Origin of the sequence: Burkholderia sp. 9779_493, assembly GCF_015712215.1 — a bacterium.
In the GTDB taxonomy this organism is placed as follows: domain Bacteria; phylum Pseudomonadota; class Gammaproteobacteria; order Burkholderiales; family Burkholderiaceae; genus Burkholderia; species Burkholderia cenocepacia.
In genome coordinates this window covers 106,611-122,948 of record NZ_JACCQA010000003.1, presented here as the reverse complement: position 1 = coordinate 122,948, position 16,338 = coordinate 106,611, and the positions used below count along the sequence as shown (strand labels likewise).

The 16,338-nt window shown below is 70.7% G+C and carries 13 protein-coding genes; 7 read left to right on the top strand and 6 right to left on the bottom strand.

Annotated features, from left to right (window positions below; all coding sequences use genetic code 11):
- Positions 1-121 precede the first annotated feature (121 nt).
- Entirely contained in the window at positions 122-1,333 is a 1,212-nt protein-coding gene (locus H0X95_RS03695; RefSeq protein ID WP_059720801.1) for an MFS transporter, read from the top strand.
- Between the two features lie 126 nt (positions 1,334-1,459).
- On the top strand, positions 1,460-1,999 hold the full coding sequence (locus H0X95_RS03690; protein ID WP_006494727.1) for a DUF4303 domain-containing protein: 540 nt from the start codon (positions 1,460-1,462) through the stop codon (positions 1,997-1,999).
- Between the two features lie 54 nt (positions 2,000-2,053).
- Here the strand turns inward: H0X95_RS03690 and H0X95_RS03685 are convergent, their stop codons facing one another.
- From H0X95_RS03685 to cobA, 6 genes are all read right to left on the bottom strand, one after another.
- On the bottom strand, positions 2,054-2,752 hold the full coding sequence (locus H0X95_RS03685) for a fumarylacetoacetate hydrolase family protein (RefSeq protein ID WP_059720802.1): 699 nt from the start codon (positions 2,750-2,752) through the stop codon (positions 2,054-2,056).
- A 116-nt stretch (positions 2,753-2,868) separates the two neighbouring features.
- The gene (locus tag H0X95_RS03680) at positions 2,869-3,810 is read right to left on the bottom strand and encodes a helix-turn-helix transcriptional regulator (protein WP_006483777.1); all 942 of its coding nucleotides are present in this window, start codon (positions 3,808-3,810) and stop codon (positions 2,869-2,871) included.
- An 89-nt stretch (positions 3,811-3,899) separates the two neighbouring features.
- On the bottom strand, positions 3,900-4,499 hold the full coding sequence (locus H0X95_RS03675; protein WP_006483783.1) for a uracil-DNA glycosylase family protein: 600 nt from the start codon (positions 4,497-4,499) through the stop codon (positions 3,900-3,902).
- 112 nt (positions 4,500-4,611) lie between these two features.
- Positions 4,612-5,664, bottom strand: a complete 1,053-nt coding sequence (locus H0X95_RS03670; protein WP_059720803.1) for a CmpA/NrtA family ABC transporter substrate-binding protein — start codon at positions 5,662-5,664, stop codon at positions 4,612-4,614.
- A 5-nt stretch (positions 5,665-5,669) separates the two neighbouring features.
- Positions 5,670-6,266: an ANTAR domain-containing response regulator gene (locus H0X95_RS03665; protein WP_006494730.1), complete on the bottom strand. Its 597-nt coding sequence runs from the start codon at positions 6,264-6,266 to the stop codon at positions 5,670-5,672.
- A gap of 120 nt (positions 6,267-6,386) precedes the next feature.
- Entirely contained in the window at positions 6,387-7,148 is a 762-nt protein-coding gene (gene cobA, locus H0X95_RS03660; RefSeq protein ID WP_006488745.1) for a uroporphyrinogen-III C-methyltransferase, read from the bottom strand.
- A 228-nt stretch (positions 7,149-7,376) separates the two neighbouring features.
- Between cobA and H0X95_RS03655 the strand changes: the two genes are divergently transcribed.
- From H0X95_RS03655 to H0X95_RS03635, 5 genes are all read left to right on the top strand, one after another.
- Positions 7,377-7,658 carry a hypothetical protein gene (locus tag H0X95_RS03655; RefSeq protein ID WP_154641144.1) on the top strand — a complete coding sequence of 94 codons (282 nt, stop codon included), beginning with the start codon at positions 7,377-7,379 and terminating at the stop codon, positions 7,656-7,658.
- Positions 7,659-7,803: 145 nt separating this feature from the next.
- Complete coding sequence (locus tag H0X95_RS03650; RefSeq protein ID WP_006494732.1) at positions 7,804-9,129, top strand: MFS transporter; 1,326 nt, start codon at positions 7,804-7,806, stop codon at positions 9,127-9,129.
- A 21-nt stretch (positions 9,130-9,150) separates the two neighbouring features.
- A complete protein-coding gene (nirB, locus tag H0X95_RS03645; protein WP_059720804.1) occupies positions 9,151-11,748 on the top strand; it encodes a nitrite reductase large subunit NirB in 2,598 nt (865 codons plus the stop codon).
- A 31-nt stretch (positions 11,749-11,779) separates the two neighbouring features.
- A complete protein-coding gene (nirD, locus tag H0X95_RS03640; RefSeq protein WP_006488749.1) occupies positions 11,780-12,124 on the top strand; it encodes a nitrite reductase small subunit NirD in 345 nt (114 codons plus the stop codon).
- A gap of 16 nt (positions 12,125-12,140) precedes the next feature.
- Entirely contained in the window at positions 12,141-16,325 is a 4,185-nt protein-coding gene (locus H0X95_RS03635) for a bifunctional nitrate reductase/sulfite reductase flavoprotein subunit alpha (RefSeq protein ID WP_196445886.1), read from the top strand.
- The last annotated feature ends 13 nt before the right edge of the window (positions 16,326-16,338 follow it).

Here is a 16,338-nt window from a genome sequence, read left to right as displayed (position 1 = left end):
CATCCACAGGCGCAGGGTCCGGTAGCGGGATCGCGCCGGCACCCATGCGCCCCCGACTCGTTCGGGGGCTTTTTTTTGTGTTGCGCACGGCCGTGCGGCCCGTGCGCGGGAGGGCATCCGCTTGTCATCGAACCTGTCGACCGCGTCCGACCCGGCGTCGCCGCGGCACGCCACGCTGATCCTGCTGTGCGCGTTGTCGGTCCTGCCGCTGAGCCTGTTCCTGCCGTCGCTGCCGGCGATCGTGCGCGACCTGCACACCGACTATGCGCTCGTCGCGCTGTCGCTCGGCGGGTATGCGGCGGTGGCCGCATCGCTCGAGTTCGTGACGGGGCCGCTGTCCGACCGGTTTGGGCGGCGGCCGATCGTGCTGACGAGCGTCGCGCTATTCGCGCTCGGGTCGCTCGGTTGCGCGATGGCGGCCGATATCCGCGTGTTTCTCGGCTGCCGGCTGATGCAGGCGGCGATCACGCCGGTCTATCCGGTGTCGATGGCGGCGATCCGCGACACCGGCGGCGGCGCGCGCGCGGCGAGCCGGATCGGCTATGCGGCGATGGCGGCCGCATTCGCGCCGATGCTCGGCCCGACGCTCGGCGGCGCACTCGACCAGACGGTCGGCTGGCGCGCGAGCTTCTGGTTGCTTGGCGCGGTCGGCGTCGCGCTGTTCGCCTGGTGCGCGCGCGATCTCGTCGAAACCCATACGCGCCGGTCGTCGAGCTTCGGGCAGCAGCTTCGCGCGTATCCGGCGCTGCTCCGTGCGCGCCGCTTCTGGGCCTATGCGCTGTGCATGGCGTTTTCGACGGGCGCGTTCTATGCGTTCCTGGCCGGCGCGCCGCTCGCCGCGAAAACGCGATTCGGCATCGCGCCGGCGGAGATCGGCGTCTACATGGGGACGATCACGGCCGGTTTCGTGTGCGGCAGCTTGCTGGCCGCGCGGGGCGCGCGCCGCTACGCGCTGGCCACGACGATCCTGGGCGGGCGGGTCGTCGCGTGCGCGGGGCCGCTGATCGGGCTTGCGCTGGTGTTCGGCGGCGCGACGCACGCGCTCGCATGGTTCGGGCCGTGCGTGCTGGTCGGCATCGGCAACGGGCTGAGCAACCCCGGCGCCCATGCAGGCGCGGTGTCGGTGCGCCCGGAACTGGCGGGCAGCGCGTCGGGGCTGGCCGGCGCGATGACGATCGGCGGCGGCGCCGCGCTGTCGTCGTTGACGGGCGCGCTGCTGACCGTCGGCAACGCAGGCTACCTGCCGCTCGCGATGATGCTGCTGTCGGCGGCGATCGCGCTGGCGGCCGCCGTGTGCGTGCGGGTGTTCGACGGACAGGACGCCGGGCGGTGAGCGCGGGTGCGCCCCGGTACCGGCGCGCGGCCGAATGACGGACAATCCGCCGCATGCCGGGAGACGACGCACGAGCCGCGCGCCGCGTGTCCCGACGAGCGCAAAAGGCGACTGGACGAGGATGCGATGAGCGACTTTTCTGATTTCCAGCGGGATATTGCCGATGCCGCGAGGGCGACCTTCCGGGCGCTGCGGGCGTTGCACCCGGACGAGCATTTCTACGCGTTTGCGTTGTACACCGACAGCGGAGCGATGACGGTGGTGCCGGCGGCTAATTCGGTCGAAGGGCTGCGCCGGGTCCGCGCGCGGCAGGCGGTGGCGGACGACGACCCGTGGTTCGTGTGGGGCGTGGCCGAGTGGGCGTACGCGGCGGCCGAGGCTTCGCCGTTCAACGCGATCTGCGGCCGGCTGGCCGACGAAGTGCTGAGCCCGCAGTTCGTCCCGTCGCGCTTCAGCGAATTTTCCCGGCAACTGCACGCCGACATGATCGAGGCATTGCGGCTGCTCGATCGCGACGGCGTGTTCGGCACGGGCGACGACCGGGCGGCGATCACGCTGTTCGTGTCGATCAGCGACGACGATGCGGCCGAGGCGCTGGAAAACGCGTCGGCGAAAGCGCTGAATCCGCCGGCCGTCGCCGACGCCTTTCTGCGCCGCTACGACTGACCGGCATCGGGATCTCGCGCGGCGGCCCGGACAGGCGCCGCCGTGCGTGCCGCGTTACGGCTTCGCGCCGACCACGAATTCGAACGTCGCGATGCCGTCGACGCCGCCCGTCACGCGATCGCCCGGCTGCAGCGCACCGACGCCGGCCGGCGTGCCGGTGAAGATCAGGTCGCCGGCCTTCAGCTCGACCGAGCGCGACACGTACGCGATCACGTCGGGCACGGGCCAGATCATGTCGGCCAGGTCGCCTTGCTGGCGCGTGTCGCCGTTGACCGCGAGCCAGATGCGCCCGGCGGCCGGATGGCCGGTGGCCGTCGCCGCGCGCAGCGCGGTTACGGGGCCCGACGCGTCGAACCCCTTCGCCCAGTCCCACGGCCGGCTCTGCTTCTTCGCTTCGGCCTGCAGGTCGCGGCGCGTGAGATCGACGCCGACGCCGTAGCCCCACACGTGCGACAGCGCGTCGGCCGGGTCGATCGACCGGCCGTCCTTGCCGATCGCGACGACCAGCTCGATTTCATGATGGAGATCGTTCGTCAGCGGCGGATAGGCGACCGTGCCGCTGGCCGGAACGATCGCGTCGGCGGGCTTGGTGAAGAAGAACGGCGGTTCGCGGTCGGGGTCGGCGCCCATTTCGCGGGCGTGGTCGGCGTAGTTGCGGCCGACGCAGAAGACGCGGCGCACCGGAAAGCGCGCGGACGACTGGTCGACTTCGACGGAAGGACGCTCGGCGGCGTCGATGACATAGGCGGACATCGGATGGCCTCGTTCGGTAGGAAGACGGATGGCCGGCGCAGCGGCCGGCATGCGTGCAACGATACCCGACGCGCATGCGCCCGGATGCGACGCAACTGCGTTTTACCGGGACAAAACTACGCGTCGGCGGCCGCCTGCGTGTCGTCGGCGGCGGGCAGCGCGGCGTTCGCGTCGCGGTACGCCTTCGGCGACACGCCGACCCGCGCGCGGAAGCGCCGCGCGAAATACCCTTCGTCGCGGAAGCCGACCGAGCGCGCGATGTCCGCGATGCGCCGGCTGGTGTGGGCCAGCAGCGACTGCGCGAGCGCGATCCGGCGCTCGGTGACGAGATCGGTGAAGGTGCTGCCGGTTTCCTTGCGAACGAGGTGCGCGAGGTAGTTCGGCGACAGGAACGCGGCTTCGGCGGTCGCGGCGAGCGTCAGGTCCTCACGCGTCAGGTTCGCCCGCACGTGGCGCAGCACGCGGGCCAGCGCGTCGCGCCGACCGGCGCGCTGGGCGCCGCGCTGCGCGAGCTTGTCGAGCGCGCCCGCGTACTGCGTGCAGACGAGCCCGATCAGTTGCAGCAGGTAGCCGCGCAGCAACGTGGTCGAGCCGAAGGTGCGCACGCGATCGGCGTCGAGCATGCACAGCGCGAGGCGGCGCGCTTCGTCGTACGTATCGCCGGTCAGGATGAAATCGAGGTGCTCCTGGAAGCGGAACGGCGTCAGTTCGGGGAAGCGGTGCGCGGGCACGTCCTCGAGATCGAGCGGATCGACGTCGAGATCGGCGCGCAGGAACGCCTGGCTGAAATTGATCACGATGAAGTGCGCGCCTTCCGGATGCGGAATCAGGTGCTCGCGGTGCGGCAGCACGAACGCGAGCGCGCCGCGCGGAAACGGCCGCGTGACGCCGCCGATGCGCTGCTCGGTGTCGCCGCCGAGGTTGAACTGGATCTGGAAATACGCGTGCCGGTGCGGCTCGGTGATCGCCTGGCGCGACGCCTGGTCGCGGATGTAGAAATCGAGCCGGTCGCTGCGTTCGGGCATCCCGTACAGGCGCGGCGGGGCGGTGGAGGGCATGAAGGATTGTGCTGTTCGTGACGCGGTTGAGCCGCGATGGTACAGCGAACCGGGCGCGCCGGGGCCGGGCGCCGGCTCGCGGGCCCCGCTCAGCCTGCCGCGAGCGGCGCGATCCGGCGCCGCAGCTCGGGTACGACCTCGGCGTCGAACCATGGATGGTGCTTGAACCAGGCCTGGTTGCGCGGCGACGGATGCGGCAGCGGCAGGACGGCCGGGCCGTAGTCGCGCCAGGCTTGCACGGTATCGGTCAGCGTCGCCTTGCGCGCGCCGCGCAGGAAATGCCGCTGCGCGTACTGGCCGATCAGCAGCGTGAGCCGGATCGACGGCAGTTCGGCCAGCAGCCGGTCGATCCACAGGGGCGCGCATTCGGGGCGCGGCGGGTTGTCGCCGCTCGCGCCGCGGCCCGGGTAGCAGAAGCCCATCGGCACGATCGCGAAGCGCGTCTCGTCATAGAACGTCTCGGCGTCGACCCCGAGCCAGTCGCGCAGCCGCTTGCCGCTCGCGTCGTCCCACGGAATCCCGCTCGCATGGACGCGTGCGCCCGGCGCCTGCCCGACGATCAGGATGCGCGCGTCGCGATGGGCGCGCACGACCGGGCGCGGGCCGAGCGGCAGGTCGGCTTCGCATGCACGGCACGCGCGGATTTCGGTGAGCAGCACGTCGAGCGGCGCGCGCGTTCGTTTCGGCATCGATTCGGAGCGGGGACAGAGTGGCAAGGCGGTGCCGCGTGGGCGGCGCGGGCGGGCAGCGGCCGGGCGCCGTGGCCCGGCGGCACACGCGGGCTGCACCGTGCGGCGCGCGTCACGCCCGTGACGGGCCCGCTGCGCCGCCTTCGGCGACCGCAGCATCATACAACGCGGTTTGCGCGATCGCCGCGGCGATCCCCGCATCGTCGTGCGAACCGTCGAGCATGCCCCAGCGCCGGTATTGCGACAGGAACCACAGGGCCTCGCGCGGATCGGGCCGGTTCACGGCGCCGCCGTCGTGGAAGCGGATCGGCAGCGGCGGCGTGGCGAACGGCCCCGCGCCGTAGTCGCCGAGCAGGCGCGGCGCGATCAGCCGGGCCGGCACGCCGAGTGCGTCGGGCGACGCGAGCCAGTCGGCCGCCTCGCGGCGGTGCGCGGCGCTGTCGAGCCATGCGCACGCATCGACCAGCGTGCGGACCAGCGCACGCGCGGTGGCCGGATACAGCGCGACGAAATCGCGCCGGGTCGCGAGCACCTTCTCCGGATGATCGGGCCAGATCTCGCTCGTGACGGCGACGGTGCGGCCCGCGCCGCACGCTTCGGCCACCGCGTGCCATGGCTCGCCCGCGCAGAAGCCGTCGAGCTCGCCGCCCGCGAGCGCGGCGACCATCTCGGGCGGCGGAATCACGACGCTGCGCACGTCGCGCAGCGGATCGACGCCCTGCGACGCGAGCCACGCGTTCAGCCACATCGCGTGCGTGCCGGTCGGGAAAGTCTGCGCGAGCAGCGGCTTGCGGCCGAGCGTCGCGAACGCGGCACGCACGTTGGCGGTTTCGCGGTAAGCGTCGGCGAGGCCGCCCGACAACGTGATCGCCTGCCCGTTGCGGTTCAGCACCATCAGCGCGGCCATGTCGGCCCGCGGGCCGCCGATGCCAAGCTGCAGCCCGCAGACGAGCCCGTAGAGCGCGTGCGCGGCGTCGAGCTCACCGCTGAGCAGCTTGTCGCGCACGGCCGCCCACGACGGCTGGCGGCTCAATTCGAGCGAGAGGCCATGACGCGCGCCGAGATTCAGGCGCTGCGCGACGATCAGCGGGGCCGCGTCGCTCAGCGCGACGAACCCGAGGCGAAGATGCGCGCGTTCCGGCGCGGCGGGAGGAGAGGTATGCATGGCACTCATGACTGGGGTGACGCGTCGAGCAATTGTCGCGCGACGTCGACGATGCGCAGGCCCTGATCCATCGCGCGCTTGCGCAGCGCGGCATACGCATCGTGTTCGGACAGCTTGCGCTGGTCCATCAGCACGCGTTTCGCGCGGTCGATCAGCTTGCGTTCCTCGAGTTCTCGCTCGACGTCGGCCAGCCGGCGGCGCAGCGCGTCGTCGTGCGAGAAGCGCGCGAGCGCGACTTCGAGAATCGGCGCGAGGCGCTCGGCCGACAACCCTTCGACGAGATACGCGCTGACGCCCGCGCCGACCGCCGCGCGGATCAGTTCCTGGTCGGCGTCGTGGCTGAACATCAGCACGGGGCGCGGCGCGGTCGCATGCATGACGGCGAGCTGTTCGAGCGTGTCGCGCGATGGCGAATCGGTATCGATGATCACGACGTCCGGGCGTTGCTCCTCGACGGCCGCCGGCAGGCGCGCGGGCGTCGCGACGTCGTTCAGCATCTCGTAGCCGAGGCGCGCGAGCGCATTGCCGAGTTCGCCGATCGGCTTGTCGGTATCGGTGACGAGCAGCACGCGCAGGCGGACGGGCAGGGCGGACGAACTCATGAGGCGGGCGACAGGGGCAGCGATGCGTCGGTGCAAGGGGCGAACGAGGCAGTCGGGCCGCACGCGCGGCCGGGGGTGAACGAAACGGGGAGCGGCCGAAGCCGCGCGATGCCGCCCATGTCAGGCGGCCCGCGGCAGCGCCGCGCCGATCGCCGCGTCCGCCTCCTGCGCGGCCGTTTCGCCGATCGCGCCGCCGACGAGGATCACGGCCGGGCTGCCGAGCCGCGCGGTTTCGATGCCGCTTGCGAGCGTGTCGAGCGTGCCGGTCCAGCGACGCTCTTCGGGCGTACCGGCCCATTGCACGGCCGCCGCCGGCGTCGACGCGGGGAGCGCGGCGAGCAGGCCCGCCGCGATGCTGTCGACGCGGCTCATTCCCATGTAGATCGCGAGCGTGGTGCCGGTCGCCGCGAGCCGGGCCCAGTCGGGTTCGCCGTGGTCCTGGCGATGCGCGGTGACGAACGTGACGCCCTGGCAGTGTTCGCGATGCGTGAGCGAGATGCCGAGGCTCGCGGCGGCCGCGAATCCCGACGAGATGCCGTTGACGATCTCGACCGGAATCGCGGCCGCGCGCAGCGTCGCGAGTTCTTCGCCGGCGCGCCCGAACAGCAGCGCATCGCCGCCTTTCACGCGCACCACGTGCGCGCCGCGCAGCGCATGGCGGCGCATCAGTTTCTCGATGAACGCCTGCGGCGTGGAGCGGCAGCCGCCGCGCTTGCCGACGCGGATCACGCGCGCCTGCGGCGCGAGTTCGACGATGCCGGGCGCGACGAGATCGTCGAGCAGCAGCACGTCGGCGGCGGCCAGCGCCTTCACCGCCTTCAGCGTGAGGAGATCGGGGTCGCCGGGGCCGGCGCCCAGCAGCGTGACTTTGCCTGTCGTCATGTCGTGTTCCTGTGCCGCATCGCATGCCTGCGGCGGTCTGCTTCGCGTTGTTGCTCGGCGGCGGCGGGCGGTCGAAACGCACCGGCATCCGGCCGTGCCGTGCACGGAGGGACGCCGTTGTCCGGAAAGGCTCGCCGTGAAGGGCGGGCCGGGTTTGCGGGGACTGCCCACCGGCGCCGTTGCCGGTGTAGTGAAGGTTCAGCAATATCCGGGCCAACCGGCGCGACGATGGCGCCTTTGCGCGACGCGGCGCACCGTGCGATGACCGCGAGCGGGCATGTGCTCGCGACGCGCGAGCAGTCGCGATGCCGCATCGGCGCGCAGCGTGCCGCGCTCGCGCGCACCGCGATGCCGCACGACGACAGTGCTGCAGCGCACCACATCTGTGCCTCGGTGCATCGCGACGGAGAGCGCGTCGCGCGTCGCGGTGACGTGCCCGATACCCGCTGCGCCTTGTGCGGTGGGGTTTCCGGCGCGATTGACGCCGACATGGCACGTCGCTTGCGTTAGCTCGTTCGGGCGGGTCAATGGCGATCCGTCCGCAGTACCGAATACCGAAGCGCCCGGCAACGGGCTTCATGGGCAACGGCGTCCTACGTATCAGGTCTCGACGAGACCGGGTGCGCAGGACGCCGTTTTTCGTTTGGCGGATGACATGACCGACAAAGCTACCCGTATCGATCTCTTCAGCCTCCGCACCGCGCCGATGCGCGCGTTCCATCTGACGTGGATGGCGTTCTTCGTATGCTTCTTCGCGTGGTTCGCGTGCGCGCCGCTGATGCCGCTGATCGCGCGCGAATTCCATCTCACCGCGGCGCAAGTCGCCAACATCAACATCGCCGCGGTGGCCGCGACGATCGCCGTGCGGCTGCTGGTCGGCCCGCTGTGCGACCGCTTCGGCCCGCGCCGCGTGTATGCGGGCCTGCTGCTGCTCGGCGCGATCCCCGTGTTCGCCGTGTCGTTCACGCACGACTACCTGTGGTTCCTGATCTGCCGGCTCGGCATCGGCGCGATCGGCGCGGGCTTCGTGATCACGCAATACCACACGTCGGTGATGTTCGCGCCGAACGTGGTCGGCACCGCGAACGCGACGACGGCCGGCTGGGGCAATGCCGGCGCGGGCGCGACGCAGGCGCTGATGCCGCTGCTCGTTGCCGCGGGGCTGATGCTCGGCTTCGGCGAGGATGCGTCGTGGCGCATCGCGCTGGTCGTGCCGGGCGTGGCGATGCTCGTGATGGCGTGGGCGTACTGGCGCTTCACGCAGGACTGCCCGCAAGGCGATTTCGTCGCGCTGCGCAAGGAAGGCGTGACGATCGACAGCGGCAAGAAGGGCGGCTGGGCGAGCTTCTTCGCGGCGTGCGGCAACTATCGCGTGTGGATGCTGTTCGTCACGTACGGCGCGTGCTTCGGCGTCGAGGTGTTCATCCACAACATCGCCGCGCTGTACTACGTCGATCACTTCAAGCTGTCGTTGAAGGACGCCGGTTTCGCGGTCGGGATGTTCGGCTTGCTCGCGCTGTTCGCCCGCGCGCTCGGCGGCTGGCTGTCCGACAAGATCGCCGCGCGCCGCAGCCTCGACGTGCGCGCGACGCTGCTGTGCGCGCTGATCATCGGCGAAGGGCTCGGGCTGATCTGGTTCTCGCATGCGCAAGGCATCGGCATCGCGCTCGTCGCGATGCTGACCTTCGGCCTCTTCACGCACATGGCGTGCGGCGCGACCTACGCGCTGGTGCCGTTCATCGATCGCAAGGCGCTCGGCGGCGTCGCGGGGATCGTCGGTGCGGGCGGCAACGTCGGCGCGGTCGCCGCGGCTTTCCTGCTGAAGGGTGTCGGCGACGTCCAGCAGGCGCTGAGCCTGCTCGGCCTGGCGGTCACCGCGACCGCCTTGTGCGCGATGGCCGTGCGCTTCAGCGAAGAACACAAGGCGCGCGAAGCCGAGCTGCGCGATCGCGCGCTGGCCGCCGCCAACGCCGCGAACTGATCGACCGAAGGAACCGCCATCATGAAACTCATCGTCATCGGCCACGGCATGGTCGGCCACAAGCTTCTCGAATGCGTCGCGGCGGAGGCCGCCGCGGCCGGCGCGCCGCAGGTCACGGTGCTCGGCGAGGAACCGCGCGCGGCCTACGATCGCGTGCATCTGTCCGAATTCTTCGCGGGCAAGTCGGCGGACGATCTGTCGCTCGTCGAACCCGGCTTCTTCGAGCGTCATCCGCAGTTCGACCTGCGCCTGAACGCGCAGGTCGCGTCGATCGACCGCGCCGCGCATACGGTCACGCTCGTGTCGGGCGAAACGCTCGCGTACGACAAGCTGGTGCTCGCCACGGGCTCGCGTCCGTTCGTGCCGCCGGTGCCGGGCCGCGATCGCGCCGGCTGCTTCGTGTACCGGACGATCGAGGACCTCGAGGCGATGCAGGCGTGCGGCGCGCACGCGAAGCGCGGCGTCGTGGTCGGCGGCGGCCTGCTCGGCCTCGAATGCGCGAAGGCGCTGCGCGACATGGGGCTCGACACGCACGTCGTCGAATTCGCGCCGCGCCTGATGGCCGTGCAGGTCGACGACGGCGGCGGCCGGATGCTGCGCGCGAAGATCGAGGCGCTCGGCGTGACCGTGCATACCGGCAAGAACACGCTCGAAATCGTCGACGGCGACGAAGGCACGCACCGGATGGCGTTCGCCGACGGCACGCATCTCGACACCGACATGATCGTGTTCTCGGCCGGTATCCGGCCCCGCGACGAACTGGCCCGCGCGTGCGGGCTTGACATCGGCCCGCGCGGCGGCGTCGCGATCGACGACGCGTGCCGCACGAGCGACGCCGACATCTACGCGATCGGCGAATGCGCGGCCTGGAACGGCATGGTGTACGGCCTCGTCGCGCCCGGCTACGACATGGCGCGCGTGGTCGCGAAGCAACTCGCGGGCGACGCCGACGAAGCGACGGCGGCCGCGTTCGCGGGCGCCGACATGAGCACCAAGCTGAAGCTGATGGGCGTCGACGTCGCGAGCATCGGCGACGCGCACGGCACGACGGCCGGCAGCCGCACCTACCAGTACGCGGACGAGCGCCGCCAGGTCTACAAGAAGCTGGTGGTGTCCGACTGCGGCAAGTTCCTGCACGGCGCGGTGATGGTCGGCGATGCGGCCGAGTACGGCACGCTGCTGCAGATGATGCTGAACCGCATCGAGTTGCCCGAATCGCCGGAATTCCTGATCCTGCCGTCGTCGGACGGCGCCGCGAAGCCGGCGATCGGCGTCGATGCGCTGCCGGAAGGCGCGCAAATCTGCTCGTGCAACAACGTGTCGAAGTCGCAGATCTGCGCGGCGGTGGCCGACGGCGCGACGAGCCTCGGCGCGCTGAAGACGTGCACGGGCGCCGGCACGTCGTGCGGCGGCTGCGTGCCGCTCGTCACGCAGATCATGAAGGCCGAGATGAAGAAGCAGGGCCTCGCGGTCAACAACCATCTGTGCGAGCACTTTCCGTATTCGCGCCAGGAGCTGTTCCACCTGATTCGCGTCGAGCGCATCACGACGTTCGACGCACTGCTGCACAAGCACGGCCGCGGGCTCGGCTGCGACGTGTGCAAGCCGGCCGTCGCGGGCATTCTCGCGTCGTGCTTCAACGAGTTCGTGCTGAAGAAGGAGCACGCGGGGCTGCAGGATTCGAACGACTACTACCTCGCGAACATCCAGCGCGACGGCACGTATTCGGTCGTGCCGCGCATGCCGGGCGGCGAAGTCACGCCGGAAGGGCTGATCGCGGTCGGCCAGGTCGCGAAGAAATACGGCCTGTACACGAAGATCACCGGCGGCCAGCGCGTCGACCTGTTCGGTGCGCGCGTCGAGCAACTGCCGTCGATCTGGGAGGAGCTGATCGCGGCCGGCTTCGAATCGGGTCACGCGTACGGCAAGGCGCTGCGCACCGTGAAATCGTGCGTCGGGTCGACGTGGTGCCGCTACGGCGTCGACGATTCGGTCGGCCTCGCGATCGATCTGGAGAACCGCTACAAGGGGCTGCGCGCGCCGCACAAGATCAAGTTCGGCGTGTCCGGCTGCACGCGCGAGTGCGCGGAAGCGCAGGGCAAGGACGTCGGCGTCATCGCGACCGAGAAAGGCTGGAACCTGTACGTGTGCGGCAACGGCGGGATGAAGCCGCGCCACGCGGAGCTGCTCGCGTCCGACCTCGATCGTGCGACGCTGGTCCGCTACATCGACCGCTTCCTGATGTTCTACGTGCGCACGGCGGATCGCCTGCAACGCACCAGTGTCTGGCGCGACAACCTCGAAGGCGGCCTCGACTACCTGGTCGACGTCGTCGTGCACGACAAGCTCGCGATCGCCGACGAACTCGAAGCCGACATGCAGCACGTGATCGACACCTACGAGTGCGAGTGGAAGAAGGCCGTCACCGATCCCGACACGCGCAAGCGCTTCCGCCACTTCGTGAACAGCGACGCGCCGGATACGACCATCGAGTTCGTCGAGACGCGCGGCCAGATCCGGCCCGCGACGCCCGGCGAGCGCGCGGGCGGCAAGCCCGTGCCGATCCCGGTCGTCGCCGCGGCGGCGACCCGAGCCGCGACCGAAACCGCCACCGCGTGACCGACATCCGCCACCTTGCAAGGAGCCCATCATGAACGATCGCCTTCCGCTGTCCTGGACCCGTGTATGCCCGCTCGACGACATCGTGCCGAACACCGGCGTGTGCGCGCTCGTCAACGGCGAGCAGATCGCGGTGTTTCACGTCGCGCATGCCGACGGCGGCGTGTTCGCGATCGACAACGTCGATCCCGTATCGCAGGCCGCCGTGATGTCGCGTGGGCTGATCGGCAGCCTCGGCGAGCGCGTCGTGGTCGCGTCGCCGCTGTACAAGCAGCACTTCGACCTGCGTACCGGCGAATGCCTGGAAGCGCCCGAGCAGTCGGTGAACGCGTATCCGTCGCGGGTCGAGGACGGCTTCGTGTGGGTCGCGGCCTGACCGTCCCGGAGCGCCCATGACCGCGACCCCCGTCAAGAGCGTGTGCCCGTACTGCGGCGTCGGCTGCGGCATGGTGCTGCACGTCGAGGAGGGCGAAGTCGTCAAGGTGTCCGGCGACGCCGACCATCCGACCAACTTCGGGCGGCTGTGCACGAAAGGTTCGTCGGCGCACGTCGCGCTGCGCCGCTCGGGGCGGCTCGATCGCGCGTTCGTGCGCCGCGCGCGCGAGGACGACCTCGTGCCGCTGCCGGCGCGCGACGCGATCGCCGAGACCGCGCGCCGGCTGCGCGCGGTGCTCGATGCGCACGGGCCCGATGCGCTGTCGTTCTACGTGTCGGGGCAGCTGTCGATCGAGGCGCAATACCTCGTCAACAAGCTCGCGAAGGGCTTCGTCGGCACCAACAACATCGAGTCGAACTCGCGCCTGTGCATGGCGAGCGCGAGCACCGGCTACAAGCAGTCGCTCGGCGCGGACGGCCCGCCCGGGTCGTACCAGGATTTCGATCGCGCGAACCTGTTCTTCGTGATCGGCGCGAACATGGCCGACTGTCACCCGATCCTGTTCCTGCGGATGATGGATCGCGTGAAGGCCGGCGCGAAGCTGATCGTCGTCGATCCGCGCCGCACCGGCACCGCCGACAAGGCCGACCTGTTCCTGCAGATCCGGCCGGGCACCGATCTCGCGCTGGTCAACGGGCTGCTGCATCTGCTGCATGCGAGCGGCCGCACCGACGCCGCGTTCATCGACGCGTACACCGAAGGCTGGGACGCGATGCCCGCGTTCCTCGCCGACTACACGCCCGAGCGTGTCGCCGGGATCACCGGGCTCGCGGAAGCCGACATCCGCACGGCCGCGCAATGGATCGGCGACGCGCCGGAATGGACGAGCTGCTGGACGATGGGGCTCAACCAGAGCACGCACGGCGTGTGGAACACCAACGCGATCTGCAACCTGCATCTCGCGACCGGCAGGATCTGCCGCCCGGGCAGCGGGCCGTTCTCGCTGACCGGCCAGCCGAACGCGATGGGCGGGCGCGAGATGGGCTACATGGGGCCGGGGCTGCCGGGCCAGCGCTCGGTGGCGTCCGACGACGACCGCCGCTTCGTCGAGACCCTGTGGCGCGTGCCGGCCGGCACGCTGCGCAAGGACACCGGCAACGGCACGGTCGACCTGTTCGAACGGATGGCGGCCGGCGACATCAAGGCGTGCTGGATCGTCTGCACGAACCCGGTCGCGACCGTGCCGAACCGACGCACCGTGATCGCCGGGTTGCAGGCCGCGGAGCTCGTGATCGCGCAGGACGCGTTCCTCGACACCGAGACCAACCGCTACGCGGACATCCTGCTGCCCGGTGCGCTGTGGGCCGAGGGCGACGGCGTGATGATCAACTCCGAGCGCAACATGACGCTGATGCGCGCGGCGGTCGCGCCGCCCGGCGACGCGCTGCCCGACTGGCGCATCGTCGCCGAAGTCGCGCGCGCGATGGGGTTCGGCGACGCGTTCGACTATGCGTCCGCGGCCGACGTGTTCGACGAGATCGTCCGTTTCTCGAACCCCGCGACCGGCTACGACCTGCGCGGCGCGAGCCACGCGGCGCTGCGCGACGGGCCTGTGCAGTGGCCGGTCGCGCCGGCACCGCGCGCGCGGCACCCGATCCGCTACCTGAACGACGGCGTGAACCAGCCGCTGCGCGCCGCAGCCGACGGCGGCGACGCCCCGCGCATCGCGTTCCCGACGCCGTCGGGCAAGGCGCGCTTTTTCGCGCGGCCGCACGTCGATCCGGCCGAGCTGCCGGACGACACGTTCCCGATCGTGCTGAACACCGGGCGGCTGCAGCATCAGTGGCACACGATGACGAAGACCGGCAAGGTCGCGATGCTGAACAAGCTCAACCCGCGCCCGTTCGTCGAACTGCACCCGGACGATGCGAGCGCGCTCGGCATCGCCGCGAAGGACAGCGTCGAGATTCGTTCGGCGCGCGGCCGCGCGGTGCTGCCGGCCGTCGTGACCGAGCGCGTGCGGCGCGGCAACTGTTTCGCGCCGATGCACTGGAACGACGTATACGGCGACGACCTGTGCATCAACGCGGTGACGAACGACGCGATCGACCCCGAATCGCAGCAACCCGAACTGAAATACTGCGCGGTCGCGCTGACGCGGGTCGAAGCCGATGCGTTCGCGCCGGTCGACGACGACACCGCGCAACCCGATGCATGCGCCGACGACGCGCGGCCCGCGCCGGCGATGATGCACGCGACTGCTTCACAGGAATCCGACATGGCAGACATCGACACTTTCGCGGCTGCGCTCGGCGTCGCCGATCTCGCGCCGCCGCCGCTGACCGACACCGAGCGGCTGTACGTGGCGGGCCTCGTCAGCGGGCTGAAGGCGAGCGCTGGCCGTCGCGAAGGCAGCGTGCCCGTGTTGCCGGCCGGCGCGCCGTTGACGCCGCCCGTGCGGTTCTGGCTCGACGGCATGCTCGCGGGCCTGTTCAGCCGTTCTCTGCCTGCCGGTGCGCAGACCGCGGCGGCGCCCGCGCTGCCGGCCGACGCCGCCGCGGCGGGCGGCGTACGGATCGTGCGCCCGCGCCCGAAGGTCACGTTGTTGTGGGCGTCGCAGACCGGCAACATCGAATCGTTGACCGAGGATTACGCGACGAAGCTGATGAACGCGGGCTTCGAGATCCGCACCGCGTGCATGTCCGACTATCCGGTCGCGTCGCTGGCCGGCGCGCAATACGTGCTGCTGATGACGAGCACGTTCGGCGACGGCGATGCGCCCGACAACGGCGGCGAGTTCTGGGACGCGCTGCAGGCCGGCAGCGCCGCGCGGCTCGACGGCGTGCATTTCGCGGTGCTCGCGTTCGGCGACCGCAACTACGACCGGTTCTGCGGCCACGGCCGCCGGCTCGACGCGCGGCTCGCGGAGCTCGGCGCGGCACGTCTGTGCGCCCGCGTCGATTGCGACGTCGAGTTCCAGCACGAGGCCGACCAGTGGCTCGAACGCGTGGTCGCGCGCATCAAGGAAGCCGATGCCGCGCTGCACGCGGTGCCGTCCGGCGGGTTGAGCCCGTCGGGGCTGCTGCCGACGAAGGCGCATCCCGCGCCGTCGAAGCTCGTCGCGAACCTGCGGCTGAACCGGCCGGGCGCTGCAAAGGACACGCGCTATGTGTCGCTGTCGACCCAGGGCGCGAACCTCGAATACGAAGCCGGCGACGCGCTCGGCGTGTGGCCTACCAACTGCCCGGAACTGGTCGACGAACTGCTGTCCGTCACCGCGCTGAAGGCCGATGCGCCCGTGTCGGTGCCGGGCGTCGGCGATGTCCGGCTCGGCGATGCGCTCGCACGCCACTTCGACATCACGCGCCCGCATCCGGACACGCTGGCCTTCATCGCGTCGCGCAGCGCGAACGGCGCGCTGAAGTCGCTGCTCGGCGACGATCGCAAGGGCGACCTCAAGCAATGGCTGTGGGGGCAGCAGCTGGCGGACGTGCTGCACGAATATCCGATCGAGCTGTCGGGCGCCGAGCTGGTCGGCATGCTCAAGCGCATGCAGCCGCGCCTCTATTCGATCGCGTCGAGCCCGAGCGCGCACGAGGGCGAGATTCACCTGACCGTGTCGGCCGTGCGCTATCACAACGGCCGGCGCGCGCGCAAAGGCGTCGCGTCGACGTTCCTCGCCGATCGCGCGGACGACGGCCGCGTGCCGGTGTTCGTGCAGAAGTCCGCGCACTTCCGGCCGCCGGTGAACGGCGACGTGCCGATCGTGATGGTCGGGCCGGGCACCGGCGTCGCGCCGTTCCGCGGTTTCCTGCACGAGCGGCGGGCGCGCGGCGCGCGCGGGCGCAACTGGCTGTTCTTCGGCGAGCAGCACGCGCAGACCGACTTCTACTACGGCGACGAGCTGAGCGAGATGCGCGACAGCGGCTTCCTGACGCGGCTCGATCTCGCGTTCTCGCGTGACCAGGCCGACAAGGTCTACGTGCAGGACCGGATGCGCGAGCAGGGCGCCGAGCTGTTCGCGTGGCTGGAAGAGGGCGCGCACTTCTACGTGTGCGGCGACGCCGCGCGGATGGCCAAGGACGTCGATGCGGCGTTGAAGGCGATCGTCGCCCGGCACGGCGGCATGTCGGAGGAAGCCGCGAACGACTACGTCGCGCGGCTTTCGAAGGCGCGGCGCTACATGCGCGACGTGTACTGAGATTCGCGCGAGC

Excerpts from the sequence above, each read along its gene's own strand:
- H0X95_RS03690 (WP_006494727.1), top strand. The coding sequence starts at position 1,460 with ATGAGCGACTTTTCTGATTTCCAGCGGGATATTGCCGATGCCGCGAGG.
- H0X95_RS03685 (WP_059720802.1), bottom strand. The coding sequence starts at position 2,752 with ATGTCCGCCTATGTCATCGACGCCGCCGAGCGTCCTTCCGTCGAAGTC.
- H0X95_RS03680 (WP_006483777.1), bottom strand. The coding sequence starts at position 3,810 with ATGCCCTCCACCGCCCCGCCGCGCCTGTACGGGATGCCCGAACGCAGC.
- H0X95_RS03675 (WP_006483783.1), bottom strand. The coding sequence starts at position 4,499 with ATGCCGAAACGAACGCGCGCGCCGCTCGACGTGCTGCTCACCGAAATC.
- H0X95_RS03670 (WP_059720803.1), bottom strand. The coding sequence starts at position 5,664 with ATGCATACCTCTCCTCCCGCCGCGCCGGAACGCGCGCATCTTCGCCTC.
- H0X95_RS03665 (WP_006494730.1), bottom strand. The coding sequence starts at position 6,266 with ATGAGTTCGTCCGCCCTGCCCGTCCGCCTGCGCGTGCTGCTCGTCACC.
- cobA (WP_006488745.1), bottom strand. The coding sequence starts at position 7,148 with ATGACGACAGGCAAAGTCACGCTGCTGGGCGCCGGCCCCGGCGACCCC.
- H0X95_RS03655 (WP_154641144.1), top strand. The coding sequence starts at position 7,377 with ATGGCGCCTTTGCGCGACGCGGCGCACCGTGCGATGACCGCGAGCGGG.
- H0X95_RS03650 (WP_006494732.1), top strand. The coding sequence starts at position 7,804 with ATGACCGACAAAGCTACCCGTATCGATCTCTTCAGCCTCCGCACCGCG.
- nirB (WP_059720804.1), top strand. The coding sequence starts at position 9,151 with ATGAAACTCATCGTCATCGGCCACGGCATGGTCGGCCACAAGCTTCTC.
- nirD (WP_006488749.1), top strand. The coding sequence starts at position 11,780 with ATGAACGATCGCCTTCCGCTGTCCTGGACCCGTGTATGCCCGCTCGAC.
- H0X95_RS03635 (WP_196445886.1), top strand. The coding sequence starts at position 12,141 with ATGACCGCGACCCCCGTCAAGAGCGTGTGCCCGTACTGCGGCGTCGGC.